Below are 23,711 nucleotides of genomic sequence, written 5' to 3'. Positions count from 1 at the left end.
TGCGTGCCGAACTCTCGTCGAGCTGGCTTGCGAATGATTTATGCAAGACAACAGGCCTCGCGCACGCAAAGTTCCCGACGCCCTGCCAATCATCCGGCGACGCGATCCCGGTCATGGAAGCGTTGCATCCAGTGAGGGAATGGCAATGGTGTCGCGGAGACTTCATCGAGGCGCGCGAGCTGTTCAGAGGTCAGGCGGAGATTCTGCGCATCGAGGTTGGCCGCGAGCTGCTCGGGTGTACGGGCTCCGACGATTACCGATGTGATCGGCGCACGCGCGAGTATCCATGCCAGCGTAACCTGAGCTGGGATCGCCGCCAGTTCGCCAGCGACTTCACGCAATACTGCGAGGATCGGCTCGGCCCTGGCTCTGTCAACCGGAGGAAAGTCGAGCTTCGTACGGCGCCCAGCACCTTCGCCGTTCTGAGCGTACTTGCCGCTCAGGTAGCCGCCTGCGAGCGGGCTCCAGACCAGAAGGCCCATTTTGTTTGTCGCTGCAACAGGCATGATTTCGTGCTCGATGTCACGGCTCGTCAGCGAGTAGTGCACCTGATTGCTTGCGACATGCACGCGATCGGTGCGGGACGTTATGGCGAAGGTTCGCTCAAGATCCGCCGCGCTAAAATTGCACACGCCGATGTGGCGGACCTTGCCCTGCGTAACGAGGTCATCCAGAACACGAAGCGTCTCGTCGAGTGGAACAAGCGCGTCGCGGTCATGCAACTGGAACAGGTCGATGTGATCGCGACCGATTCGCTTCAGGCTTGTTTCAACCGAGCGCATGATGTGCGAGCGGCCCAACCCCACTTCGTTGTGGCCGGGGCCCGTGCGCAGTCGGACCTTGGTCGCGACGAGCATTCGACTTTCGTCCAGCCCCAGTGCGTTTAGCACCTGTCCCACTACTTCTTCGGAACGGCCCTGCGAGTAGGCGTCTGCCGTGTCGATCATGTTGACGCCGCGCTCCACGGCCATCGCGACCAGCCGGGTGGCCTGATCGCTGTCCAGTCCGGCAATGTCGCCCCAAATTCCCGAGCCGGCGCCGAAGGTCATTGCGCCCAGGCTCAGCCTTGAGACGCGCAGGCCGGTTCTACCAAGCGTGCTGTATTCCATCGTGAATTCCTTGTGAAAATGGCAAGGTGATGCAATGGCCGGGCGACGCGCGGCTGCCCTCGTCGCCCAGGCGGCCCGGTCAGATCGGTCGCGACACCATCTCGCCCAGTACCGTCTCCAGTTCGACCTGGCCGCAGATGACTTCGTCGGGATGACTCTCGAAATCGATCCAACCTTGGTTGAATCCATCCAGCATCCGCATCCGTGGCAGCGGATGCTCCATGCCCTGCGAACGGAACAGCGCTTCCCAGGTCTGTCTGTCGACAATCTCGGCGCGTACGGGGCGCTCGAGCACGCGGGCAAAGGCCGACGCCAGGTCGTTGGGGCTCACGCGGCGCGGGCCCTCGAGTTCGACGATGCGCACGCCGCTCCATGTTTGCCGGAGCAGTTCGGCCGCAACGCGGCCTACGTCGGCGGTGGCGACCATCGGCACGGGGTGGTCGAGCGGCTGCAGGTAACTCGCGATAACACCTTCGTCACGCGCAGACGCGATATCCCATGCAGCGTTCTCCATGAACCAGCCAGGCCGCAGGAACGTCACCGGCATCGGCATGTCGCGCAGTGCCTGCTCCATCAGCGTGCGTTGAGTGAGCAGATTGCTTTCACTAGCCTGAGCGCCGATCGTTGACAGGCAAACCACTTTTTTGGGCCGCGCCTTCAGAAGTGCCGTGGATACGGCGTCGATCACCGCGCGCGCTTCGGGAAAGTCCGGCGCCGGATCGAACTCTGAAGGAGGCAGGATGAAAACGCCCGTTGCGCCATCGAACGCGGCGGCGAGCGACGAGGCGTCTTCCATGCGGGCCGCTGCGAGTTCGCAGCCGCGCTCCGCCCACGAAGCTGCCCGTGCGATGTCGCGCACGACCGCACGTACCGGCTCACCTGCCGCCAGAAGCCGGCGGGCCAGCGCGCCGCCGACCTTGCCGGTGATTCCCGTGATTGCATACATTGCTCATTCTCCATGTGTGGATAAGTAGGGCGATGCGGCGCCGATGTGCCGGCGGCCGATCGCTCAGCCGCGACGCAAACCGTCGTAAAACGCCCACTCGAACTGCCCGTAGAGATTGACGACCCGGGCATCGTAGAAGGGCAGCATCTGCGTAAAAAGCGATCCGGCCACGCGCTTGACCGGATCCACCCAGAAGTAAGTGTTCAGCAGCCCGGCCCAGCTCACGCTGCCCGCGCTGCGCCCGTGTGGTCCGGGCTGTGTATTGATGTCAAACGACAGCCCCCACTTGTGCGCGGCGCCCGGAAACTGATCGAAGCTGTTCGACCATGACGGTTGCGCCGTCTTCATTTCTGCGACCTGCAGGTCGCCGATGTGATTGCGGAACATCATTGCGACGGTGTCGGCGCGCAGAACGCGCTCGCCGCGATACGTGCCGCCGTTCAACAGCATCTGCAGGAACGCCATGTAGTCGCGCGGCGTGCTGAACAGTCCACCACCGCCCATGAAGAATTCGGGACGCTGGTTAATCTCGAACGGCTCGGGCACCAGAGAGCCGTCCGCCTGACGTCTGTGCAGGGTCGCGACGCGCTGCTTCTGCGCATTGCCGATGAGGAAGCCCGTGTTGCGCATGCCCAGCGGCTCGAAGATGTGCTCGCGGAAGTAGACCTCCAGCGACTGGTCGGTCACGGCCTCCACCAGCTTGCCCACCCAGTCCATGCCGATGCCGTACTCCCAGCGTTCGCCGGGCTCGAACTCTAGCGGCGCCGCGAATGCGCCGTTCATCGAGTAGCCGATGTCGGGCATCCCCGTCACCTTCTCGTACTGACTGAGCCTGTCGCTCCAGATGCTGTATGTAAAACCGGAGGTATGCGTCAGTAGATGACGCACCGTGATCGTATTGCGCGCAGGACGCAGCTTCGGCTGTCCTGACGTGTCGAACCCGTCGAGGATCTGGGGCGACTTTAGCTGCGGCAGTATCTCGCCCGCCGGCTGATCCAGCCGCAGCCTGCCCTGTTCGACGAGCTGCATGCACGCGGTTGCGGTAATCGCCTTTGTCATCGACAGAAGCCAGAAGATCGTGTCAGGGCTGATGGCCTCGCCGGTGCGGAGATTCGTCTGGCCACGCGCTCCCTCATATACGAGTCCGCGTTCCGTCGCACCCATAGCGACGACACTGGCTACCGTGCCGTCGTCGACCGCCCGTTGCAGGCATTGATCAATCGACGTGTAGGCAGGGTGATGGACCAGCGCTGCGTCTCCCGGCGCACGTCGCGGTGCTGCCTGCGCATTCCGGCTTGCGAACCCGCCAAGCGTCGCAACGGCCAGCACGCTCGACGCCCCCGTGAGGAGGCGACGACGATTCAGACGAACTGTCATTTTCCGTTCCTCTCCGAATGAATAGATCGTGGCATCACGGTGGCTTAGCGATGCGCGAACAACGCGTTCTGCGACCCATTCGCACCGACGCGACTCCCCGAAGTGGACCGACCATCTGTCGCTCCTCCCACGGCGTTGACGGCATACGGATCGGCACCGGCAACCGCGCGAATCCGCGCCTGGGCAGCCAGCAGGTCGTCCGGGTAATGCGGATTGTTTCGACCAGGTTGATAACCGGCACGCACCAGTTGCTCGAGTTCTTCGCGCACTTGCTCGCGCGTCACGCCGGACACGTCGGTCTGTGCGTGTGCCGCTACAGGCAGACTAATGGCGGCCGCGACGGCGACGATGAGAAGGCGGCTGTTCATGGCAATCTCCTTTCTTTGGGCGAGGCGAAATGTCTCGGTGAGGTGCATTCTGCGGAAACACCGGTCGAAACAAAATGGCATGGATGGCACTAGATAAGTGACGGCAAGTCACTAATGAGGCATGATGGCATCGGCATTGAGCATCGCTGACCGGTGCGGCGTTGCTCCGTTGGCTTCAGTTGATCGCCTGCGATCAATCAACCGTTTAACCCGCGCGACCATGAGATCCAGTAGTGAGAAACTGTCCGGCGGCATTAGCGTGTTTGCCGCCGTAGTCGATGCAGGCACATTTGCGGCTGCTTCCGAAGTGATAGGCATGTCGCCACCTGGCGTCAGTCGGGCGATCGCAAGGCTGGAAGAGAGGTTGAAGATCCGGCTCTTCAACCGAACGACGCGCTCCGTCTCCCTGACGGAAGAGGGCCGCCGTTTTTACGAGCAGGTCATGCCCCACCTCGCCGGGCTGGAGGAAGCAGCCGCTGCCGCGGCCGGTGGTGTGTCGGCTGTGCGCGGAAAGCTGAGAATCAATCTGGATCCCGTCTTCTACCGGACCATTCTCGGGCAACAGCTCGACGCGTTCATGGACGCGCACCCCGACCTCGAAATCGAGTTCATCGCGCGAGACAATCTTGGCGATCTCGTCATGGACGGCTTCGACCTCGCCGTGCGATTCGGCAAACCCAAAGCATCCACGCTGATCGCGCGAAAGCTGCTCGATAGCGGCGTTGTTACGGTCGCTGCACCATCGTACGTCGCTCGTTGGGGACGCCCGGAAAAACCGGCAGACCTTGAAAGCCGACACCACCGATGCCTGGAATTTCGTAACCCGGAGACGGGCAAGCCATTCCCTTGGGAATTCCATCGCAAGCGCAAACGCATTGCGGTTGACACCCAGGGGCGCCTCACGGTCAACGATCCCGGCGCGCTGCTCAACGCATGCCTCGCCGGTTCCGGAATTGCGCAGATGCTTCTTCTCGGGGCCGAGCATCTGATTGCTGAAGGCCGATTGATCAATCTCTTTCCCGATTGGGCGGACGAGCGGTATCCGTTGTACGCCTACTACCCATCACGGCATCACGTGCCGGCAAAGACGAGAGCTTTTCTCGACTTCGTTGTCGAGTTGACGAGCAATAACTAGTGCGTTGGCGCGAGCTGGTGCTGCGGCGAACTGGTGAGGCGACATCAATCGACCGGCTAACCTTCGTTAGCGGTCTTTCATGATCAGACCACGAACGTCAACTTCTTGCCGATAGCGCCGGTACGGACAACATGTGGCTGTGAGGACGTTGAAATTATCAATGGCAGCTTTCCGGCCGTTTCTGTGAACGCATACTGCCGGCCATCTTCAGCCGCCCGCCATGGCGTTCGTGCTGCCATTCGGCGTTTCGCGCAACGTTTGTCGACATTGTTCGCGCTGACACGCTGAAAGGTCCCGCGCAAACAATGCGCTGCGCTCCTGATGCTTTCAGGTGTCAGCGTTAAAGGAATTTTCAGAACACTTTACTTTTCTCCCGCGCACCTGCCAGCCAGAATCGATGACGTCGATATCCGGTATTCGGTCAGACGCATCACGAGGGACATCGCGTTCATCGGGTCCCACAGGCAGCGTGATTAGCGCGAGAAGTTCCGCGTGGCGGAAGCAATCCCAGAAAGCCGTGATGGCCCCACCGGAACCGTGTCTGGCGCATGCGCGAATTTTTGTTTATCATTCGATCAACACACGTGAATTTCATGTGATGCGATTCGACGCGGAGAGCGCGCGACCCCAGAAACACGTGCGTGCGTTGCGAAGCGAGCAACGGTCGATTGCGACGCGAGTACATTCCGCGGCCTGAGAACGACGGCTAAGCTTGGCACATTCCGCAGTGGCTATATTCGTTAAGGAACCGTCATGTGTACCCTCTCGAGAGCGCCTCAAGACAAGCAACACGCAACAAGGCTCACACGAGGGCTCATCACACTGTTCGCATTCAGTTGTGGCGCGATCGTCGCCAATCTGTATTACGCGCAGCCGATCACCGAATTGATCGGTCCGTCGCTCCAGATGTCTTCGGGGTCGGCGAGCCTCATCGTTTCGCTCACGCAGATCAACGCGCTCTACATGACGAGCATCTTCGTCGGCGGCGGGATCGGCTCGGCACTGGCGAGCGCGCTGTACGAGCGTGGCGGCTGGACACTCGTCGCCAGTGTCGCACTCGCTTTCCCGCTCATCGCCTTCATTCATTTTCTGCTGGTCGGCCGTATGCCCAGACCTTCGAATACCTGAGCGCCAAGCCGACCGGCTTCACATATCCCCCGACCGTCCCACTCGTTTCAGGATTCAGACCATGTCTTCTTTGCTCAGCCCCCTCGAACTATCCGGCCTGCCGCTCGCGAACCGGGTGGTGATGGCCCCGATGACCCGCTCTCGCGCGCCGCAGCGCGGTGAGGCAACCGCCTTGATGGCGACGTACTACGCGCAAAGGGCGTCCGCCGGCCTCATCATCAGCGAAGCAACGAATGTGAGCCCGCTATCCGCCGCGTTCGATCTCACGCCCGGCGTCGTCACCGACAACCAGGTCGCCGCCTGGCGCCCCGTCACCGATGCCGTGCACGCGCGGCAAGGGCGGATCTTCGCCCAGCTCTGGCACGGCGGCCGCGTGAGTTCGATGGCCCTTCTCGGCGGACAGCAACCACTTTCGCCTTCCGGCGTGAACGACGATCTCGAACAGCTTCAGGTCTGGGCTCAACTGCAAAACGGCTACTACACCAAAATTCACGCGACGCCTTCGCGCGCCATGACGCCCGCCGAAATCCGGCATACGGTGCACGAGTACCGCACGGCCGCGGCCAACGCGCTCGCCGCCGGCTTCGACGGCGTCGAAATTCACGCTGCGAACGGCTACCTCCCGCATCAGTTTCTTTCCTCGACGACTAACACACGCGACGACGAATACGGTGGCACGATCGCCAATCGCACGCGCTTTCTGGCGGAGATCGTCCAGGCAATCGGCGAAGTCGTGCCGGTCGGGCGCATCGGGGTACGCGTCTCGCCCTACGCACACTACAACAATGTGCGCGACAGCGATCCCGACGCTACCTACGACTACGTCGCGCGGATGCTCGACGAAGCGGGTATCGCCTACCTGCATGCTGCCGATACAAACGGCTGGAGCGGCAAACCCGATCTCGCACGCATCATCGGGCTACTGCGCAAGCCCTTCAAGGGCACGCTGATGCTGAACGGCGGCATTACGCCTGCAGCCGCCGACACGCTCATCGCATCCGGCGATGCCGATCTCATCGCCTTTGCGCGGGCCTATATCGCGAACCCCGATCTCGTTGAACGCATCGCGGCGAACGCACCGCTTGCGTTGCCGCAAGACATCGGCTGGTACGGTGGCGAACGCAGCGGCTACACCGACTACGAACGCCACGACAACGCAACGTCGGTGTCGAGCGGCCCGCAGGCACGCTCTTGAAACAGGGAGCGGCGATGAATCGCAGACGAATCTGGATCGGCGCGGCGGCGATCGCCGTGCTCAGCCTCGCGATCGCAACGGCCATCATGTATCGGCCCGCGATCGCCCCGATCGCGCCGCCCGTCCCTGATAGCTTCGATGCGCAACTCCGGCGCGAAGGCGCGCGCGTGGTCGCGCTCGGCGATTGCGTTGTGTGCCACACGGCGAAAGACGGCCGCCCATTCGCGGGCGGACTGCCGCTCGCAACGCCGTTCGGCACGATCTACGCGACCAACATCACGCCCGACCCGCAGACGGGCATCGGCAACTGGTCCGAGGCCGCCTTTGCGCGGGCATTGCGGCATGGCGTTTCGCGTGACGGCCACATCCTCTATCCCGCGTTTCCCTATGTGCACTTCACGCGCATATCCGACCACGACATCGCTGCGGCCTACGCGTATCTGATGAGCCGCGAGCCTGTGCGGGCGAGCACGCCCGCCAACCGTCTGATCTTCCCGCTCAATTTCCGGCCACTGGTGGCCTTCTGGAACGTACTGTTCCTGCATCCGGGGCCGCGTGACGCAGACGCCTCGCAGGATGCGCAATGGAATCGTGGCAAGCTGCTCGTCGATGGTCTCGGCCACTGCGCGTCGTGCCATTCTCCGTTGAATGTGATCGGCGGCGAAAAAGCGGGCCATGCCTTCGACGGCGGTATCGTCGACGGCTGGGAAGCGCCGCCACTCAACACGCTCGATGGCGCGGCAAAGGCGTGGACAAGGGAACAGCTGGTCACCTATCTGCGCACGGGACGCGCTTCCGAACACGGCGCCGCTGCGGGCCCGATGCTGCCCGTCACGCGCGACCTCGCGACAGTGCCGGCCGAAGACGTCGAGGCCATTGCGCACTACATCCTGTCGCTCCAGAAAGGCACGCCGCCCGCCGTTCAAGCCGTCGCAACACCTGCGGCCACGCGCGCCGAACAGCGCGGCGCCGTGCTCTTCAATGCCTCGTGCGCGCAATGCCACGGCACGGGCTCGCCGATGCAGACGATCGGCGAGCGTCCCACCCTCGCGTTCAGCACGGCAATCAATGCCGCCACGCCGCGTAACGCGGTGCAGATGATCCTCAACGGTATCGACTGGCACGGCGAAAACGCGATGAACTATATGCCCGCGTTCTCGGGAATATACGACGACCGTCAGGTCGCGGATCTCGTCGCCTATATACGGGGCGCGTATTCGACAAAGCCAGCGTGGTCCGACGCCCAACCGCTGGTCGCAAAGCTGAGAAAGGAGGACAGCGCGCAATGATTTCACTCAACGTAAACGGCGTACAGCACTCGCTCGACATCGATCCCTCCACGCCGCTGCTTTACGCACTGCGCAACGATCTTCAGCTACACGGCGCAAAGTTCGGCTGCGGCATGGGGCAGTGCGGCGCCTGCACCGTCATTGTCGACGGCAAGGCTACGTTCTCCTGCATCGTTCCCGTCAGCGCGATCGGCACACGGCCCGTGCGCACACTCGAAAGCCTCGGCACGGCGGCGCATCCGGGCGCGTTGCAGAGCGCGTTCATCAAGCATCAGGCTGCGCAGTGCGGCTATTGCATCGCCGGCATGATCATGCGCGCGCAGGCGCTGCTGGATCGCAACCCGCATCCCACCGAGCAGGAACTGCGCGGGCACATGGAGCCGAACCTGTGCCGCTGCGGCACGCATATGCGCATTCTTGCCGCCATCCGCGAAGTCGCGGGCTTGCCCGCACCGCAAGTGGGCGTACAAGCGGCCGAACACGTCACCCATGCGAAGGCCGCATCATGAGCGAGCATGATTTCATCGACGAGGGCCGCCGGCGCTTCATGATTTCGGGGGCGCTCTTCGTCGCGTTCAGCATGGTCAAGACCACGGATGCGCTCGCCCAGGAAGTCATCGCCGACGAAGGTGCAGCCGTGCACGTGGCGAAGGAAACCCAGGCGCTCGCAGGCAGCCTCAAGACCAATCCGTTTCTCGACGCGTGGATCAAGATCACGCCCGCAGGCAAGGTCACTGTTTTCACGGGCAAGGTCGAACTTGGCACGGGTGTGCGCACGGCGCTGCTTCAGGTCGCGGCAGAAGAGCTGAACATGGCGCCATCGCTCATCACGTTTCTTACCGCGGACACGGGCGCTTCGCCCGACGAGGGACTCACGGCGGGCAGCCACACCATCGCCGATAGCGGGAGCGCGCTGCTCAACGCGGCGGCGCAGGTGCGCGGACTGCTCGTCGACGCGGCCGCGAAGCATTTCGGCGTCGATGCAGGCACGCTCACTGCGAATGATGCCGTCATCCGCGCGACGGACGGCCGCAGGATGAGCTACGGCGATGCCGTCGGCCTCGTGGATCTCCATCGCAACGCGACGCACACCTCGCCGCTCAAGGACCCGAAGACCTACCGGCTGATCGGCACGACGCTGCCAAGGCTCGACATACCGTCGAAAGTCACGGGCGGCGTGAGCTATGTGCAGGACATGCAGTTGCCGGGCATGCTCCACGCGCGCGTCGTCATGCCGCCGGTGTACGACGCGAAGCTCATTTCGTTCGACGAAGCCGCCGTCATGCAGATGCCAGGCGTCGTCAAGATCGTGCGCAACGGCAGCATGCTGGCCGTGGTGGCGCGCGGCGAATGGCAGGCTGTCGTTGCGCAACGGGCGCTGGAGGCCAGCAGCAAGTGGACGCCGGGCCGCACTCTTCCCGACCCCGCGACGGTGCATCGCGATCTCAAGCGGATCGCCACCCAGCAGATCAAGGTCGCGGACCAACACGCGCCTGTCGCCCCCGCTGTGAAGACGCTCAACGCCCGGTATATCAAACGCTATCTGCTGCACGGTTCGATCGGGCCGTCGTGCTCGGTTGCGCAATTCGACGGCACGGTGCTCACCGTCTGGACCCATTCGCAAGGGGTCTATCCACTGCGCGACGGCCTCGCTGAAATGCTGTCGATGCAAAAGGAAAACATCCGCTGCATTCATACGGAAGGTTCCGGCTGCTATGGCCATAACGGCGCGGACGATGTCGCCGCCCATGCCGCATTGATTGCCGTCGCCATGCCGGGGCATCCCATCCGCGTGCAGTGGATGCGCGAGCAGGAAAACGTCTGGGATCACTTCACGCCCGCGATGGTGACGGAGTTGAAGGCGTCGCTCGACGCGACCGGCCAGATCGTCGATTGGCAATACGCGCTCTGGAGCAGTTCGCACAACGAGCGCATCGTCAACGCGGGGCGCCTGCTGCCCGCGCGGATGCTCGAAAAGCCCTTCGTCTCCGCGCCCTCCGTGCCAATGCTCCAGCCCGAAGGTGGCGGGGACCGCAACGGCATTCCCCTTTACGTGCTGCCGAACATCCAGGTGATGAACAATTTCTCGCCGACGATGCCCTTGCAGACTTCGGCGATGCGCTCGCTCGGCGCGCACACCAACGTGTTTTCCATCGAGAGCGCGATGGACGAACTGGCGCACATGGCCGGTATCGATCCTGTCGCCTTCCGGCTGCGCCACCTTCAGAATCCGCGCGCGAAGGATGTGATCCAGCTTGCGGCAAAGCAGTTCGGTTGGCCGCGCGGACCCCGCGCCCGCAATCGCGGCGTGGGCTTTGCGTTCGCGCAATACAAGAACCTGATGGCCTATGTAGCCATTGCCGTCGAAGTCTCGGTCGAGCCGGAAACCGGCCACGTCACGCTCGAGCACGCGGAGGCCGCAGTCGATTCGGGGCAGATTGTGAATCCCGACGGCGTGCGCAACCAGATCGAAGGCGGCATCGTTCAGTGCGCCAGCTGGACCTTGCACGAAGAACTGCGCTACGACACCAGCCGCATCCGCAGTTTCGACTGGGGAACGTACCCGATTCTGCGCTTCTCGTCCGTGCCCAGGCGCATCAACGTTCATCTGATCGACCGGCCGGGCGCGCCGTTTCTCGGTGCGGCGGAGGCATCGATGGGCCCGGCGGCGGGCGCACTGGCCAACGCGATTTTCGACGCAACGGGTCAACGCATGCGCGAAATGCCGATTGCGGGCGACGTGTTGAGGAAACTCATCGACGTGTGACCGGCTCACTTCGTAGGCTTTTGCTCGCCGCCGCGCGGGGTCTCGACCCGCGCGGCGGCTCACGCAATGCAAGTCCGCCGCTAGCCACCCGGGGACAATCTTTGTATGATCGCTGCACCCATCGTGTAGTGGATCCAGCATGCCTCGTAAAAAAACCGCGGAGGCCGCGCCGCCCGACGACGCCTCCAACGCCGTGCAAACCGCAGGGCGCCGTCTCTCACCCGAAGTACGCGAGCGGCAAATTCTCCTCAAGGCCATCGATCATTTCGCAACCCACGGATTCTCAGGCAGCACGCGCGAACTGGCGCGCCAGCTAGGCGTCACGCAACCGCTGCTCTACCGGTATTTCTCCAGCAAGGAAGCGCTGATAGACCGCGTCTACGACGAGGTCTATCAATGGAATCCGCAGTGGGAAAAGCTGATCACAGACCGCTCGGTTGGCATTCAGGAAAGGATGGTGCGCTTCTACAGCGCCTATGCAAACGTCATCCTGCGGCGCGAGTGGATCCGCATTTTCATCTTCGCCGGGCTGACGAAAGAAGGCATCAACTCGAAGTACCTTGCGCGCCTGCGCGAGCGCGTGTTCGTGCCGATGATGCGCGAGATCCGTGAAGCGTACGGCGCGGAGGCCGCCAGGACCGCAGCCGAACGCGCATCCGATCTCGAACTGATCTGGAGTCTGCACGCCAGCATCTTTTATATCGGCGTGCGCAAATGGATCTACGGCTTGCCGGTGCCTGAAGATATCGACGCCCAGATCGATCAGCAGATCGATGCCTTCCTGAATGGCGTTCCCAACGCGCTCAAGCAGTCGAGCCGCAAAACGGGAAAATCGGCTTAACGCGGCGGTTTCTGCATCGAGCGGCCCGCTTCCACGCCAATATCCTGCCCCTTCCCTTCGTCGCGCGCGGGTGACACCCCAGTTTCCTCGCGCGGCGCGCACGCCGTCTCCCTCTCCCCAGGGTTAACACCCTTTCCAACACGCTACTTCCAAAAGATTTTTTCGACTAGAATTTATCGAACGATCATTAATCGATCGATAAATAGCAGGAGAGCTTCATGCCTATTTCCAGACTCGCCCACTACTCGATCCGCACGCTCGATCTCGAGAAATCGTGCCGTTTTTACGAACGCGTGCTCGGCTTCAAACGCGGCTATCGCCCGCCGTTCGACTTCCCCGGCGCATGGCTTTACAAGGGCGGCGACGAAGCCGATTACGGCACGGTCCACATCATCGGGGTCGACCCGGCCAACCCGGACGGACTCGCTGCATATCTCGGCGACAAGGACCTGCCGGCGACAGGAACAGGAACCGTCGACCACATCGCATTTCTGGCCACTGGCGTTCAGCAGATATGGGACACGTTGCGCGCCGAAAACATCGCGTGGCGCGACCGGACCGTGCCGAGCCTCGGACTGCACCAGGTGTTCATCGAAGATCCGTCGGGGGTCACGATCGAACTCAACTTCCCCGCCGCCGAGGTCGCTCACTTGAGCACCCAGAACATCACAGCCCACGGAGACTGACATGAACAACACTTCGACGAAACGGAAAGCAGCCATCATCGGCGGTTCGCTGGGCGGCCTTTTCGCTGCGAATCTTCTCCTGCGCAATGGCTGGGATGTGGATGTCTTCGAGCGCGTGCCGGACGAACTGTCGGGCCGCGGCGCGGGCATCGTCACGCACGCCGAGCTGTTCGACGTGATGCAGGCGGCGGACGTCCGCCTCGACGAGTCGATCGGCGTCAAGGTGGAATCGCGCGTCACGCTCGCGCAGGATGGCTCGATCATTTCGGAACGCAATCTTCCTCAGACGCTGACCGCGTGGAGCAAGATGTATCACGTGCTTCGCTCGGCTTTGCCCGATCAGCACTACCATTCAGGCGCGGTCGTGACGGCCGTCGTCGACGGGCCGGAGCACGCGGCCATCACGCTTGCCGACGGCGCCGTCATCCATGCCGACATGATCATTGCGGCGGATGGTTTTCGCTCCGCCGTGCGCGAACAGCTTCTTCCTGACGTTCAGCTTCAGTACGCGGGTTATGTCGCGTGGCGCGGTCTCGTCGACGAACTCGCGCTGTCCATAGCCACACGCGACGCCCTCTTCGAGAAGTTCGCATTCTGCCTGCCGCCGCGTGAGCAGATCATCGGCTATCCCGTCGCCGGTTTGGGAAACAGCACCAGGCGCGGCGAGCGGCGCTACAACTTCGTCTGGTATCGCCCCACCAGCGAAGACATGGATCTGCCAGACCTGTTGACGGATGCCACAGGCAAACTCTGGACGGGCGGCATTCCGCCGACGCTCATCCGGCGCGACGTGCTCGCCGACATGCAAGACGCCGCGCTCGACCTTCTTTCGCCCCAGTTCGCGGAAGTCGTCACGAAGGCAAGCCAGCCGCTTTTCCAGCCGATCTTCGATCTCGAAGTGCCGCAAATGGCATTTGGCCGCATTGCGCTGCTCGGCGACGCCGCGTTCGTCGCACGGCCGCATTGCGGCATGGGCGTGACCAAAGCCGCGGGAGATGCAATGGCACTCGTCACCGCGCTGCGCAAACACGCCGACACGCTCGACGCGTTGTCCGACTACAGCGAGGTTCGCACCCAGTTCGGGACCGCGATCGTTCAGCATGCGCGCCATCTTGGCGCCTACATGCAGGCACAGTTGAAGACCCCGACCGAACGCGAAATGGCCGAGCGTTACCGGACACCAGAAGCCGTGATGCGCGAGACGGCCGTTCCGGCGCATTTCTGATTGCGAGTGGAGACGGGCGGCATCCGCCCGTCCGGCAGCTCGCCCACTTCACGACAATCGACACGAAGGAGACATCGTGGACCACTCCCTCCCCGCAACGGCAGCCGCTGCGATTGGAAGCACGGCGGTACCCGCCGCGACGACACACCCGCTGCTCAACGACGCGCGCTTTAGTTATCTGGTGCGGCGTCGCCGGACACTCGCCTGGTCGCTGACATTCGTGATGCTTGCGATCTATTTCGCGTTCATCCTCACGCTCGCTTTCTCGCCGCGCCTGCTCGGGCAACCCATCGTGCAAGGTCAACCTGCGACATGGGGCATACCCGTCGGCTTCGGCATGTTCGTCGTCACGTTTGCGCTGGTCGCCGTGTACGTCTATCAAGCCAATTCGGTTCATGACGCGATCGTCGCGGACATCCGGGAAGGAAACGAACAATGAAGCGCTTTCTGCTGACGTCGATCCTCGCCATCGACGCATTGCCCGCGCTCGCGTCAGAGCCCTCGTCGCTCGCGCACGGCCACAATCCGATTGCGATCGGCATGTTCCTGCTGTTCGTCGCCTCGACGCTTTTGATCACCCGCTGGGCGGCGCGCAAGAACAACAGCGTGGCCGATCACTACGCGGCGGGAGGAAAGATCACCGCGTTCCAGAACGGCTGGGCCATTGCAGGCGACTATATGTCGGCGGCGTCGTTGCTCGGCATCTCGGCGCTTGTCTTCACGAGCGGCTATGACGGCCTGATCTACTCCGTCGGCTTCCTCGCGAGCTGGCAGATCATTCTCTTCCTGATCGCCGAACCGCTGCGCAATCTCGGCAAGTACACGCTGGCCGACGTGGTCTCCTATCGTCTCCAGCAACGGCCGATACGCGCATTTGCGGCATCGAGTTCGATCGTGATCGTGTTGCTGTACCTCGTGTCGCAAATGGTCGGCGCGGGAAAGCTGGTCGAACTGCTGTTCGGCCTGAACTACACCGTTGCCGTGGTGGTCGTTGGCGTGCTGATGGTCGTGTACGTGTTCTTCGGCGGCATGCTGGCAACGACGTGGATCCAGATCATCAAGGCGGTCCTGCTCCTGGCGGGCGCGGCATTCATGGCGTTCATGGTGCTCAGTCGTTTCGGCTTCAGCATGAATGCGCTTTTCGCGCAGGCGATACTCGCGCATCCGAAGCACGTAGCGATCATGAGTCCGGGCGGCCTGGTTTCGGATCCTGTTTCCGCGGTATCCCTCGGTCTTGCGCTGATCTTCGGCACAGCGGGGCTGCCGCATATCCTGATGCGCTTCTTCACCGTGGGCGATGTTCAGGCCGCACGCAAAAGCGTTCTGTACGCGACGGGGATCGTCGGTATTGGCTATGCGCTGATCATCATCATCGGCTTCGGGTCGATTGCTCTCGTGGCACCGGACCCGCAGTATCACAACGCAGCAGGTGCGGTGACCGGCGGTGCAAACATGGTCGCGATTCACCTGGCCCATGCGGTCGGCGGCAACGTGTTTCTTGGCTTCATCTGTGCCGTCGCATTCTCGACCATTCTTGCCGTGGTCGCGGGGCTGACGCTGGCTGGATCGTCCGCGATCTCGCACGATCTCTACGCAAATGTTTTGCGCGGCGGCAAATGCACGGACCGCGAAGAAATGCGCGTATCGCGCGTGACGACGCTCGTACTTGGCGTTCTGTCGATTCTGCTCGGCATCGCCTTCGAAAAGCAGAACATCGCCTTCATCGTCAGCCTGACGTTCTCGATCGCGGCGAGTTCGAACTTCCCCGTGCTGCTGCTTTCGATTTACTGGCGTGGGCTGACAACGCGCGGCGCCGTCGTGGGCGGCATGCTCGGGCTCATAACGGCCGTCACGCTGACTGTGCTGAGCCCGACCGTCTGGGTACAGGTGCTCGGCCACGCACACGCCCTGTACCCGTATGAATACCCCGCGCTCTTTTCGATGATTGTCGCGTTCGCCGGGATCGTGGTGTTCTCGCTGTTCGACAACTCAGCGCGTGCAAAGGGCGAGCGTGCGCTGTTTGACAGACAACTCGTCGACTGCGAACTGGGCATGGCTAAACGTAGCTAAAGAACCTGACAGAAACGACTTGAACAAAAACGGAGACAAGATGATGAATTGCCTGTGTTGCGTCTCACCCGGCCGCCGACGCCTGCTTGGCGCCCTCAGTGCGCTGGCGGGCACCGTGATCGCCGGACGAACCGCTTCGGCAGCGGAGGCTCGGAGCGCGGCATTGGGCCTGTCGCGAACCGCAGTTAGATCGATCGACATTCACGCGCACTACTACCCGGAAAGCTATTGCGATCTCGTTGGCGGCGCTGGGAAGCAGTTCGGCGGAGCGTTCGTCTGCGACGACAAGTCCTTTACTTTCCAGACGCCCGCCGGCGGTCTCGGCCCTCTGCCGATGAAGTTCATCAACGTGGATGAGCGGCTCAAGGACATGGATGCATCCGGCGTCGATGTACAGGCATTGTCGCTGAGTGTGCCGATGGCATATTGGGGAGACCGGAACTTCAATGCGAGGCTCGCGCGTGAGTGGAACACAGCGGCGTCGCGAATCTGCCAGGAGCATCCGACGCGATTCGTCGTGCTCGCAACACTGCCAATGCTGAACGCTACCGACGCAATCGACGAACTAGAGCGCGCATCGCAATTGCCCGGCGTCCGAGGCGTGTACATGGGCACGAACATCAACAATCGCGACCTCGACGACCCGCTGTTTTTGCCCGTCTTCGCGCGCATCGAGCAATTGAATCTCCCGGTCTTCCTGCATCCGCAGCAGACAGTTGGAGGTTCGAGACTCGGTGATTTCTACCTCAGCAATCTGCTAGGTAATCCCTTCGATACGGCGATTGCCGGATCGCACCTGATTTTCGGCGGCGTGCTCGATCGTTTTCCGGAACTGCAGGTGACCCTGCCGCACGCGGGCGGCGCGTTGCCGATCCTCATCGGACGTCTCGATGCAGGTTGGACGGCACGCCCGGAAACGCGGCGACTGGCACAAAAGCCGAGCAGCTATTTAAGGCGCTTCTGTTATGACACGGTTTCTCATTCCGGCCCGGTACTCGACTATCTGATGCAGAACATCGGCGTAGACAGACTGGTACTCGGAAGCGATTACTGCTTCGATATGGGTTACGAGCAGCCTGTGCGTTTTCTCGACCGTCTGGACCTTACCGCGCAGCAGCGCGCGATGATTCTTGGCGGCAACGCAGGCAAACTCCTTCGCATCTAGTAGTGGCATACCACTGCCGCCTTCGATGCGGCGAACGGGCGTCACGGACACAATGATCGAAGTTCACCGCCTGCCGGGGACAGGAGTCGCCAACGATGAAAGTGATCATTGCAGGAGGCTCGATAGCGGGTCTCGCTGCCGCCCTGACGCTCGATTGCATCGGGCATGACGTGGAAATCTGCGAACGCTCTGTCATGTCTTTGCGTGGACAGGGCGGCGGCGTGGCGGGCCACGCGCCGCCTCGCATGCGTCTTCACCATAAGCGATTCACCCTCGACGCAGCCATGTTGAGTCGTCCGGAGATGTCGGCGAAAACGAAAGTCCGCCGCCGAGCGTTGCGCCGCACGCGGCCCATTTCCGCTGCAGGAAGCCTTGCCAGGCACACGGCGGTTTTTGAACGTTAGAGGATCAACCGCACGGCCTCAGGCTCGTCCGGTTCGAACCAGTCCGGGTTGAGCTGCGCCACTGGCCCGAGCGACACCAGAATCTCCCGCAAATGCGCGCGCATCGCGTTTTCCGCGGCGTCGGGATCGTGCGCCTTCAGCCCGCTTACGATCAGCGCGTGCTGCTTGATCAGCAGGTCGAGCGGCGACACTTCATGCAGACTCAGATAGCGCACACGATCCATCTGCGCCTTGATGTCCTGGATCGTCTCCCACGCCGCAACGCAATCGATGGACTGAGCGATCAGGAAGTGAAACTGCTCGTCGCAGGCGAGAAACGCGGCCGTGTCATTGACTTTTGCCGCCACCTTCTGCTCGCGCAGGTTCGCGGCAAGTTCCGCCAGTTGCGCATCGGTAATGGCCACGGCCGCCTTGCGTACGACGGCCGCCTCGATCGCCTCGCGAATGAAACGCCCCTCGCGCACCTTTCGCGGGGAGATCCGCTTCACGAAGGTGCCGCGCTGCGGCAACACCTGCAGCACGCCGGCCTCGACGAGCTTGATGAAGGCTTCGCGCACGGGCTGCCGGGACACCTGAAACATCTCCGACACCTCTTTCTCTGAAAGCGGTGTGCCGGGCGCGAGCAGCCCCGTAAAGATCGCCTCGCGCAACGAGCGGAAGATCTGCTTGCCGATCGGCTCGTGCGATTCGACGGACAAACCCATCAGCGCGCCGCGCAGCGGCGTTTTCACTTCGCCGTCGGAAACCGCGCGGGCCTGACTCGCGACGGGAGCAACGGTCAGCGTGGCGGTTCTTTTCTCGCGCCGCGACGCGGACTTCGGGCTTGCAATTTTCGTGTCCATACCGGGTAATCGAAGACTAGTATCGCAAAACTACCATACTAGTTTACGCTCTGCGGGGGCTTTTTGCGACTTGGGTTCGCGGATGAACACGAGTGCGCACAGCGCGCCGATCACCGCGATCGCTCCGGCCAGCACAAATGCGCTGCCATACGCGCCGTGCGTGGCCTGCACGATGAAGCCCGTCACGGCCGGTCCGATCACGCCCGCGAGATTGGCGAGCAGATGCACGAAGCCGCCCACGCCGCCCACGTTCTCGCGGCGCACCGTATCCTGGATCACCGCCCAGTAGACGGAGCCGGTGACGTACAGGAAGAAAATCGAAACCGACATCAGCGCCACGGCGCCCTGCATGCTCTGCACGCGTCCGGCGAAGCCGACGCACACGGCCGCCGCGCCGAGGCACACCGACAGCACGATCCGCCGCGACAGCAACGGCTTGCCCGTCAGGCGCAGGATGAAGTCGGTGATGAAGCCGCCTGCCGCGAGCCCGATGCTGCCGAGCACCCACGGGATCACCGTCGCGATGCTCATGTCGTGCAGCGACATGTGATGAGCTTCCGTCAGATAGGTCGGGAACCACGATAGAAAGAAGAACAGCACGTAGTTGTAGGAGAAGAACGCCAGCGCGGTCGCGAGGATGATGGGTTGCTTCAGGTAGAAGCCGAGTCCCGTCTTCTTACCCGCGGGCGCATGTTCCATCGACGAAGCCTGCTGCTGGCCCGCGACGATCAGATCGAGTTCGGCCGGCTTCACGCGCCTGTTCTGCTGCGGATGTTCGGTCGTGGCAAACGACCAGAACACGAGCCACGCGAGGCCGAACACCATAATCGCGACGAACGCCCAGCGCCAGCCGAACTGGATCGCCATATAGCCGACCACAGGCCCCGCGAGCGCGCCGCCGAGCGGCGTGCCCGAGCTGATGACGCCGATCGCGCTCGCCACTTCGCGGCGCGGAAACCAGTTGTTCACCATCTTGCTGTTCGACGAACTGAACGGGCCCTCCCCCATGCCGAACAGCACACGCAGCACGATCAGCGAGACGAGCCCGCTCGCGAGCGCCGTGGCGCCGCAGAAGATCGACCAGATGCCCATCGCGCCGCCGAACACTTTCTTCGCGCCAAATTTATCGGAGGCCACGCCGCCGATGAAGTTGAACAGCGCATAGCCGATGAAGAAACTGCTGAACACGATGCCCATCTGTGCATGCGAAAAGTTCAGGTCTTTCTGGATCAGCGGCGCGGCGATCGAAAGGGCCGCGCGGTCGAGGTAATTGATGACGCCCGCAAGAAACAGCAGGCCGACGACGAACCATCGCTGGCTCTTGATCATGGTGTGTCTCCAGTGCTCCGCCTCTTTGTCTGTCCAGGCGGTTCATGTGGATGAGTTAGTCGAACTTCAGATGAACCTTCATCGATTGCGTGCGGTCTTGCGCGACTTCGAAGGCACGGTTCGCTTCTTCGAGCGAGAACGCGTGCGTCATCAGCGGGCGCAGATCGATCTTGTGCGCGCCGAGTTCTTCGGCGGCAACGGCGTATTCGTCGGTGAAGCGGAACGAGCCCTGATAGCGAAGCTCCTTCGACATCACCAGGTTTGCCGCCACGGGCGACTGCCCCGCCGGCAGATTGCCGACCTGGATGACCGTGCCGCCCGCGCGCGCCGCGCGCAACGCGGTATCGAGGCCTGCCGTACTACCCGACGCCTCCAGCACCACGTCGAAAGTGCCGCGCTGCTGCGCCCACTGATCGATGCGTGTTTGATCGTTGGCGAGCACGGTTTCGTCGGCGCCGAGTGTCGCCGCCATTTGCAATGCTTTTTCCGCGAGATCGAGTGCAACGATGCGGTGCGCGCCCGCCCGCTTCGCCACGGCAAGCAGAATGCAACCGATCGGTCCACAACCCACCAGCAGCACCTTCGCTCCGACCAGCGAGCCGGCCAGGCGCAGCGCATGCAGCGCCACCGCGAGCGGCTCGGCCATCGACGCCTGCGCGAAGTCGAGTCCGTCCGGCACGGGCACGCACTGATGCGCGCTCACCGCGATGAACTGGCGGAACATGCCCTGCATGTGCGGAAACGTCGACGCGCTGCCCATGAAGCGCATGTTCAGGCAATGATTCGGCATGCCCTTGACGCAGTATCGGCAGACGCCGCAGTTGAGCCCCGGATTCACGGCGACACGCTGCCCGACGGCAAGGCCGCTCACGCCCTCGCCTAGCGCCGCGACTTCACCCGCGACTTCATGACCCAGCACGAACGGTTCGCGCACCGCGAAATCGCCGCTCTTGCCCTTGAAGTAATACGAGAGATCGGAGCCGCAGATGCCGCCAGCGCGCACGCGAATCTGGACCTGACCGGCTTGCGGTTGCGGATCATCGAGTTCGTCGATGAGGAGTTTCTTCGGTTCGTGGAGAACGGCTGCAAACATGGTCGTGATCCTGTATCAAGGGGCTGCCGTATCGGCGTGCTTGTTGGCGCGCTATTGGCCTGCAGCGAAAGCGGCCGATGCGTGTGCTTCGTGCAAGGCTGGCTCGCGTTGCGGCGCGCCCCAGTCATGGAGATCCCCGCCGCGTCGCGCGGGAGCGGTTTCGGGGAGAAGGAAAATGCAGACGGCCGAGACGATCCCGAGCAACGCCACATAGATGACAAGCCCGATCGAATTTCCGTGTGTCGCCTGAATCAGTTTGACCGCGACGAGTCCGAGCACACCGCTGCCGATCAGCGATCCAATCTGCCAGATGAGCGCAATGCCGCTGCATCGCACGCGCGCTGGAAAGAGCTCGGGGAAAAGCGATGCCTGAGGCGCATAGCACAGACTGTGACCGACCGAGATCGCGAGTATCATCGCCGCCTGGATCGCGAGACGGTTGCCGCTGTCGACGGCATGAAACAGTGGCACGACGAGCAGCACTTGCAGCACCGCGCCCGTGATGAACGTCGTGCGCCGGCCGATGCGATCCGACAGCGCGCCGACCAGCGGAATCGCGAGAAGCTCCAGCACGACAGCAACGATGATGGTCTGCAGCAGCAGGCTTTCGCTGATGCCGTGGGCACGTCCGTAGGCGAGGACGATCATCGTGTACATCGCGAACGTGCACGCCTCGATCAGCTTCGCGCCGACGCCTTTCACGATGGTAGGCCCGAACTGCTTCACGACCTCGACCACCGGCCGCGACTCGACTGCCTTCGTCTCGCGGATGCTGGCGAAGATCGGCGACTCTTCCGTGCGCAGCCGGATATACAGGCCGACTACGACCAGTACGATGCTGCCCAGAAACGGCAGACGCCAGCCCCAGTCCATCAGTTGCTCATGCGTGAGTGTCGCGCTCAGCAGCGCGAATAGACCCGACGGAATCAGGAAGCCCGCAGGTGCGCCGAGCTGCACGAGACTCGCGAAAAAACCGCGCTCGCGAGGCGGTGCATATTCCGCCGTCAACAACACCGCGCCCGCTTGTTCACCACCTACGCCGAAGCCCTGCAGCACGCGAATCAGTATCAGCGATGCAGGCGCCCAGACGCCGATCTGCGAATAGTCCGGCAGCAGGCCGATCGCGAACGTCCCCAGCCCGACGATCAGGATCGTGACGATCAACGCCTTCTTGCGTCCGATGCGATCGCCGAAATGGCCGAACACGATGCCGCCGAGTGGCCGTGCCACGAACCCCACGGCGTAGGTCGCGAATGCCGCGAGCGTGCCGATCAGCGGGTCGCTCGACGGGAAGAACTTCGCGCCGAACACGAGCACGGCAGCCGTGCCGTACACGAAGAAATCGTAGTACTCGGCGGCCGTGCCGATCGTCGATGCAGCGGCCACGCGCCGCAGCATCGCACGGGTTTTCTTGTCTGCCATGCCTGTCTCCTGGCTGTCGTTTTATCTGTCGAAGGGACTTACCAGTTCCACAACGTGCCGTCTTCGAGCCGCGCGACGGGCAGATACGCCGGGTCGTACGGATAGCGCGCGGCCGCTTCCTCATCGATATCGACACCATGTCCCGGCGCCTCGCCGGGATGCATCATGCCGTGATCGAAGCTCCACGCATGCGGGAACACGTCGAGCGCTTCTTTCGGAAAGCCCATGTATTCCTGCACGCCGAAGTTCGGCACCCACAGGTCGAAGTGAAGCGCCGCGCCCATGCAGACGGGCGACAGATCCGATGGCCCGTGACAGCCCGTGCGCACCTGATAGAGCGAAGCGAAATCGGCGATGCGCTTCAGGTGCGTGATGCCGCCCGCGTGCGTGAGCGTCGCGCGGATGTAGTCGATCAACTGCTCTTCGATCAGTTGCTTGCAGTCCCAGATGCTGTTGAACACTTCGCCGACCGCGATTGGCGTGACCGTGTGCTCGCGTATCAGGCGGAAGCCCGCCTGGTTTTCGGCGGGCGTCGGGTCTTCCATCCAGAAGAGCCGATACGGCTCGACCGATTTACCCAGGCGCGCCGCTTCGATCGGCGTGAGCCGGTGATGCACGTCGTGCAGCATGTGGGTATCGAAGCCAAACTTGTCGCGCACGGCTTCGAAGAGCTTCGGTACGAAGTCGAGATACTTTTCCGTCGACCAGCTTTGCTCCTCGACGGCACCTTTGGTCGCGGGCTCGTACATGCCGGAACCCTTCGACACGCCATAGACCGAGCGCATGTTCGGCACGCCGCACTGAATGCGAATAGCCTTGTAGCCGGCTTCGATGTGCTCCTGGTAACGGTCGAGCGCTTCGGGAATGTCGCGCCCCGTCGCATGGCCGTAGACCATCACGCCTTCACGCGACGCGCCGCCCAGCAGCCGGTACAGCGGCAGGTTCGCCACCTTGCCGAGAATGTCCCACAGCGCCATATCGACAGCGGCGATCGCGGTCATCGTTACCGGGCCGCGGCGCCAGTACGCGCCCTTGTAAAGAAATTGCCAGATATCCTCGATGCGTCCCGGATCGCGCCCGATCAGCAATGGGCACACATGGTCCTTCAGATACGACGCCACCGCGAGTTCGCGGCCGTTCAACGTGGCATCGCCGATGCCATGCACGCCCTCGTCCGTCACCACCTTAAGCGTGACGAAGTTGCGGCCGGGACACGTGACGATCACATCGGCGCGGACGATTTTCATGGGGATTTCCTTGAGTCGCATTCGATGGAAGTGATGCTACCATACAAGTATATTGAATCGTCAACAACGGGTT

Annotated in this window: 21 protein-coding genes and 1 pseudogene; 13 read left to right on the top strand and 9 right to left on the bottom strand. The window is 62.6% G+C overall.

Annotation, left to right across the window (positions count from 1 at the left end; genetic code table 11):
* Window positions 1-89: 89 nt before the first annotated feature.
* The 4 genes from SB822_RS23765 to SB822_RS23750 form a co-directional block, all read right to left on the bottom strand.
* Entirely contained in the window at window positions 90-1,109 is a 1,020-nt protein-coding gene (locus tag SB822_RS23765) for an aldo/keto reductase (protein ID WP_090837525.1), read from the bottom strand.
* Between the two features lie 79 nt (window positions 1,110-1,188).
* Window positions 1,189-2,055: an NmrA family NAD(P)-binding protein gene (locus SB822_RS23760; RefSeq protein ID WP_079499604.1), complete on the bottom strand. Its 867-nt coding sequence runs from the start codon at window positions 2,053-2,055 to the stop codon at window positions 1,189-1,191.
* Between the two features lie 63 nt (window positions 2,056-2,118).
* Window positions 2,119-3,432 (bottom strand): serine hydrolase domain-containing protein, encoded by a 1,314-nt coding sequence (locus SB822_RS23755; RefSeq protein ID WP_090837523.1) that lies wholly within the window; start codon window positions 3,430-3,432, stop codon window positions 2,119-2,121.
* Between the two features lie 44 nt (window positions 3,433-3,476).
* Window positions 3,477-3,800, bottom strand: a complete 324-nt coding sequence (locus tag SB822_RS23750) for a DUF4148 domain-containing protein (protein ID WP_086910038.1) — start codon at window positions 3,798-3,800, stop codon at window positions 3,477-3,479.
* Between the two features lie 220 nt (window positions 3,801-4,020).
* Between SB822_RS23750 and SB822_RS23745 the strand changes: the two genes are divergently transcribed.
* From SB822_RS23745 to SB822_RS23685, 13 genes and pseudogenes are all read left to right on the top strand, one after another.
* Window positions 4,021-4,935: a LysR family transcriptional regulator gene (locus SB822_RS23745; protein WP_090837521.1), complete on the top strand. Its 915-nt coding sequence runs from the start codon at window positions 4,021-4,023 to the stop codon at window positions 4,933-4,935.
* A 753-nt stretch (window positions 4,936-5,688) separates the two neighbouring features.
* Window positions 5,689-5,940: pseudogene (locus tag SB822_RS23740) on the top strand (MFS transporter); the annotation flags it as partial.
* A 184-nt stretch (window positions 5,941-6,124) separates the two neighbouring features.
* On the top strand, window positions 6,125-7,258 hold the full coding sequence (locus SB822_RS23735; protein WP_079485531.1) for an alkene reductase: 1,134 nt from the start codon (window positions 6,125-6,127) through the stop codon (window positions 7,256-7,258).
* A 14-nt stretch (window positions 7,259-7,272) separates the two neighbouring features.
* Window positions 7,273-8,547: a c-type cytochrome gene (locus tag SB822_RS23730; protein ID WP_090837519.1), complete on the top strand. Its 1,275-nt coding sequence runs from the start codon at window positions 7,273-7,275 to the stop codon at window positions 8,545-8,547.
* Window positions 8,544-9,056, top strand: a complete 513-nt coding sequence (locus SB822_RS23725; protein WP_079485525.1) for a (2Fe-2S)-binding protein — start codon at window positions 8,544-8,546, stop codon at window positions 9,054-9,056. Before SB822_RS23730 ends, SB822_RS23725 begins: the two co-directional genes overlap by 4 nt.
* Window positions 9,053-11,314, top strand: coding sequence for a xanthine dehydrogenase family protein molybdopterin-binding subunit (locus SB822_RS23720; RefSeq protein WP_090837517.1), 2,262 nt, complete (start codon window positions 9,053-9,055; stop codon window positions 11,312-11,314). The genes SB822_RS23725 and SB822_RS23720 overlap by 4 nt, the downstream gene beginning before the upstream one ends.
* Before the next feature lie 139 nt (window positions 11,315-11,453).
* Window positions 11,454-12,155 carry a TetR/AcrR family transcriptional regulator gene (locus tag SB822_RS23715; protein WP_007577257.1) on the top strand — a complete coding sequence of 234 codons (702 nt, stop codon included), beginning with the start codon at window positions 11,454-11,456 and terminating at the stop codon, window positions 12,153-12,155.
* A 218-nt stretch (window positions 12,156-12,373) separates the two neighbouring features.
* The gene (locus SB822_RS23710) at window positions 12,374-12,841 is read left to right on the top strand and encodes a VOC family protein (protein WP_079485522.1); all 468 of its coding nucleotides are present in this window, start codon (window positions 12,374-12,376) and stop codon (window positions 12,839-12,841) included.
* Window position 12,842: 1 nt separating this feature from the next.
* The gene (locus tag SB822_RS23705; protein WP_007577252.1) at window positions 12,843-14,066 is read left to right on the top strand and encodes an FAD binding domain-containing protein; all 1,224 of its coding nucleotides are present in this window, start codon (window positions 12,843-12,845) and stop codon (window positions 14,064-14,066) included.
* 76 nt (window positions 14,067-14,142) lie between these two features.
* Window positions 14,143-14,505 carry a DUF485 domain-containing protein gene (locus SB822_RS23700; RefSeq protein ID WP_007577251.1) on the top strand — a complete coding sequence of 121 codons (363 nt, stop codon included), beginning with the start codon at window positions 14,143-14,145 and terminating at the stop codon, window positions 14,503-14,505.
* Window positions 14,502-16,136: a cation acetate symporter gene (locus tag SB822_RS23695; protein WP_090837514.1), complete on the top strand. Its 1,635-nt coding sequence runs from the start codon at window positions 14,502-14,504 to the stop codon at window positions 16,134-16,136. Before SB822_RS23700 ends, SB822_RS23695 begins: the two co-directional genes overlap by 4 nt.
* Window positions 16,137-16,176: 40 nt before the next feature.
* On the top strand, window positions 16,177-17,301 hold the full coding sequence (locus tag SB822_RS23690; RefSeq protein WP_090837511.1) for an amidohydrolase family protein: 1,125 nt from the start codon (window positions 16,177-16,179) through the stop codon (window positions 17,299-17,301).
* 95 nt (window positions 17,302-17,396) lie between these two features.
* Window positions 17,397-17,705 carry a hypothetical protein gene (locus SB822_RS23685; protein ID WP_086919035.1) on the top strand — a complete coding sequence of 103 codons (309 nt, stop codon included), beginning with the start codon at window positions 17,397-17,399 and terminating at the stop codon, window positions 17,703-17,705.
* On the opposite strand, the gene SB822_RS23680 is transcribed toward SB822_RS23685, so the two are convergent.
* From SB822_RS23680 to manD, 5 genes are read right to left on the bottom strand one after another with little or no spacing between them, the layout of a single operon-like run.
* Entirely contained in the window at window positions 17,702-18,547 is an 846-nt protein-coding gene (locus SB822_RS23680; RefSeq protein ID WP_278254755.1) for a GntR family transcriptional regulator, read from the bottom strand. The two genes, SB822_RS23685 and SB822_RS23680, sit on opposite strands and share 4 nt — an antisense overlap.
* Window positions 18,548-18,577: 30 nt before the next feature.
* Window positions 18,578-19,876 (bottom strand): MFS transporter, encoded by a 1,299-nt coding sequence (locus tag SB822_RS23675; protein WP_042313626.1) that lies wholly within the window; start codon window positions 19,874-19,876, stop codon window positions 18,578-18,580.
* A gap of 55 nt (window positions 19,877-19,931) precedes the next feature.
* The gene (locus SB822_RS23670; protein WP_090837509.1) at window positions 19,932-20,969 is read right to left on the bottom strand and encodes an L-idonate 5-dehydrogenase; all 1,038 of its coding nucleotides are present in this window, start codon (window positions 20,967-20,969) and stop codon (window positions 19,932-19,934) included.
* A 51-nt stretch (window positions 20,970-21,020) separates the two neighbouring features.
* Window positions 21,021-22,391, bottom strand: a complete 1,371-nt coding sequence (locus tag SB822_RS23665) for an MFS transporter (RefSeq protein WP_090837506.1) — start codon at window positions 22,389-22,391, stop codon at window positions 21,021-21,023.
* Window positions 22,392-22,429: 38 nt separating this feature from the next.
* The gene (gene manD, locus SB822_RS23660; protein WP_007577226.1) at window positions 22,430-23,638 is read right to left on the bottom strand and encodes a D-mannonate dehydratase ManD; all 1,209 of its coding nucleotides are present in this window, start codon (window positions 23,636-23,638) and stop codon (window positions 22,430-22,432) included.
* Between the last annotated feature and the right edge of the window lie 73 nt (window positions 23,639-23,711).

The sequence above is a fragment of the Paraburkholderia sp. SIMBA_054 genome, assembly GCF_046534875.1.
Taxonomy (GTDB): domain Bacteria; phylum Pseudomonadota; class Gammaproteobacteria; order Burkholderiales; family Burkholderiaceae; genus Paraburkholderia; species Paraburkholderia hospita.
Note: the sequence above shows the minus strand (reverse complement) of the source record. Positions and strands in the feature narration are given on the sequence as shown.

Coding starts and splice junctions, on each gene's coding strand:
- SB822_RS23710 (WP_079485522.1), top strand. CDS start 12,374: ATGCCTATTTCCAGACTCGCCCACTACTCGATCCGCACGCTCGATCTC.
- SB822_RS23715 (WP_007577257.1), top strand. CDS start 11,454: ATGCCTCGTAAAAAAACCGCGGAGGCCGCGCCGCCCGACGACGCCTCC.
- SB822_RS23695 (WP_090837514.1), top strand. CDS start 14,502: ATGAAGCGCTTTCTGCTGACGTCGATCCTCGCCATCGACGCATTGCCC.
- manD (WP_007577226.1), bottom strand. CDS start 23,638: ATGAAAATCGTCCGCGCCGATGTGATCGTCACGTGTCCCGGCCGCAAC.
- SB822_RS23690 (WP_090837511.1), top strand. CDS start 16,177: ATGATGAATTGCCTGTGTTGCGTCTCACCCGGCCGCCGACGCCTGCTT.
- SB822_RS23760 (WP_079499604.1), bottom strand. CDS start 2,055: ATGTATGCAATCACGGGAATCACCGGCAAGGTCGGCGGCGCGCTGGCC.
- SB822_RS23765 (WP_090837525.1), bottom strand. CDS start 1,109: ATGGAATACAGCACGCTTGGTAGAACCGGCCTGCGCGTCTCAAGGCTG.
- SB822_RS23665 (WP_090837506.1), bottom strand. CDS start 22,391: ATGGCAGACAAGAAAACCCGTGCGATGCTGCGGCGCGTGGCCGCTGCA.
- SB822_RS23680 (WP_278254755.1), bottom strand. CDS start 18,547: ATGGACACGAAAATTGCAAGCCCGAAGTCCGCGTCGCGGCGCGAGAAA.
- SB822_RS23730 (WP_090837519.1), top strand. CDS start 7,273: ATGAATCGCAGACGAATCTGGATCGGCGCGGCGGCGATCGCCGTGCTC.
- SB822_RS23750 (WP_086910038.1), bottom strand. CDS start 3,800: ATGAACAGCCGCCTTCTCATCGTCGCCGTCGCGGCCGCCATTAGTCTG.
- SB822_RS23755 (WP_090837523.1), bottom strand. CDS start 3,432: ATGACAGTTCGTCTGAATCGTCGTCGCCTCCTCACGGGGGCGTCGAGC.
- SB822_RS23705 (WP_007577252.1), top strand. CDS start 12,843: ATGAACAACACTTCGACGAAACGGAAAGCAGCCATCATCGGCGGTTCG.
- SB822_RS23685 (WP_086919035.1), top strand. CDS start 17,397: ATGAAAGTGATCATTGCAGGAGGCTCGATAGCGGGTCTCGCTGCCGCC.
- SB822_RS23670 (WP_090837509.1), bottom strand. CDS start 20,969: ATGTTTGCAGCCGTTCTCCACGAACCGAAGAAACTCCTCATCGACGAA.
- SB822_RS23735 (WP_079485531.1), top strand. CDS start 6,125: ATGTCTTCTTTGCTCAGCCCCCTCGAACTATCCGGCCTGCCGCTCGCG.
- SB822_RS23725 (WP_079485525.1), top strand. CDS start 8,544: ATGATTTCACTCAACGTAAACGGCGTACAGCACTCGCTCGACATCGAT.
- SB822_RS23675 (WP_042313626.1), bottom strand. CDS start 19,876: ATGATCAAGAGCCAGCGATGGTTCGTCGTCGGCCTGCTGTTTCTTGCG.
- SB822_RS23720 (WP_090837517.1), top strand. CDS start 9,053: ATGAGCGAGCATGATTTCATCGACGAGGGCCGCCGGCGCTTCATGATT.
- SB822_RS23745 (WP_090837521.1), top strand. CDS start 4,021: ATGAGATCCAGTAGTGAGAAACTGTCCGGCGGCATTAGCGTGTTTGCC.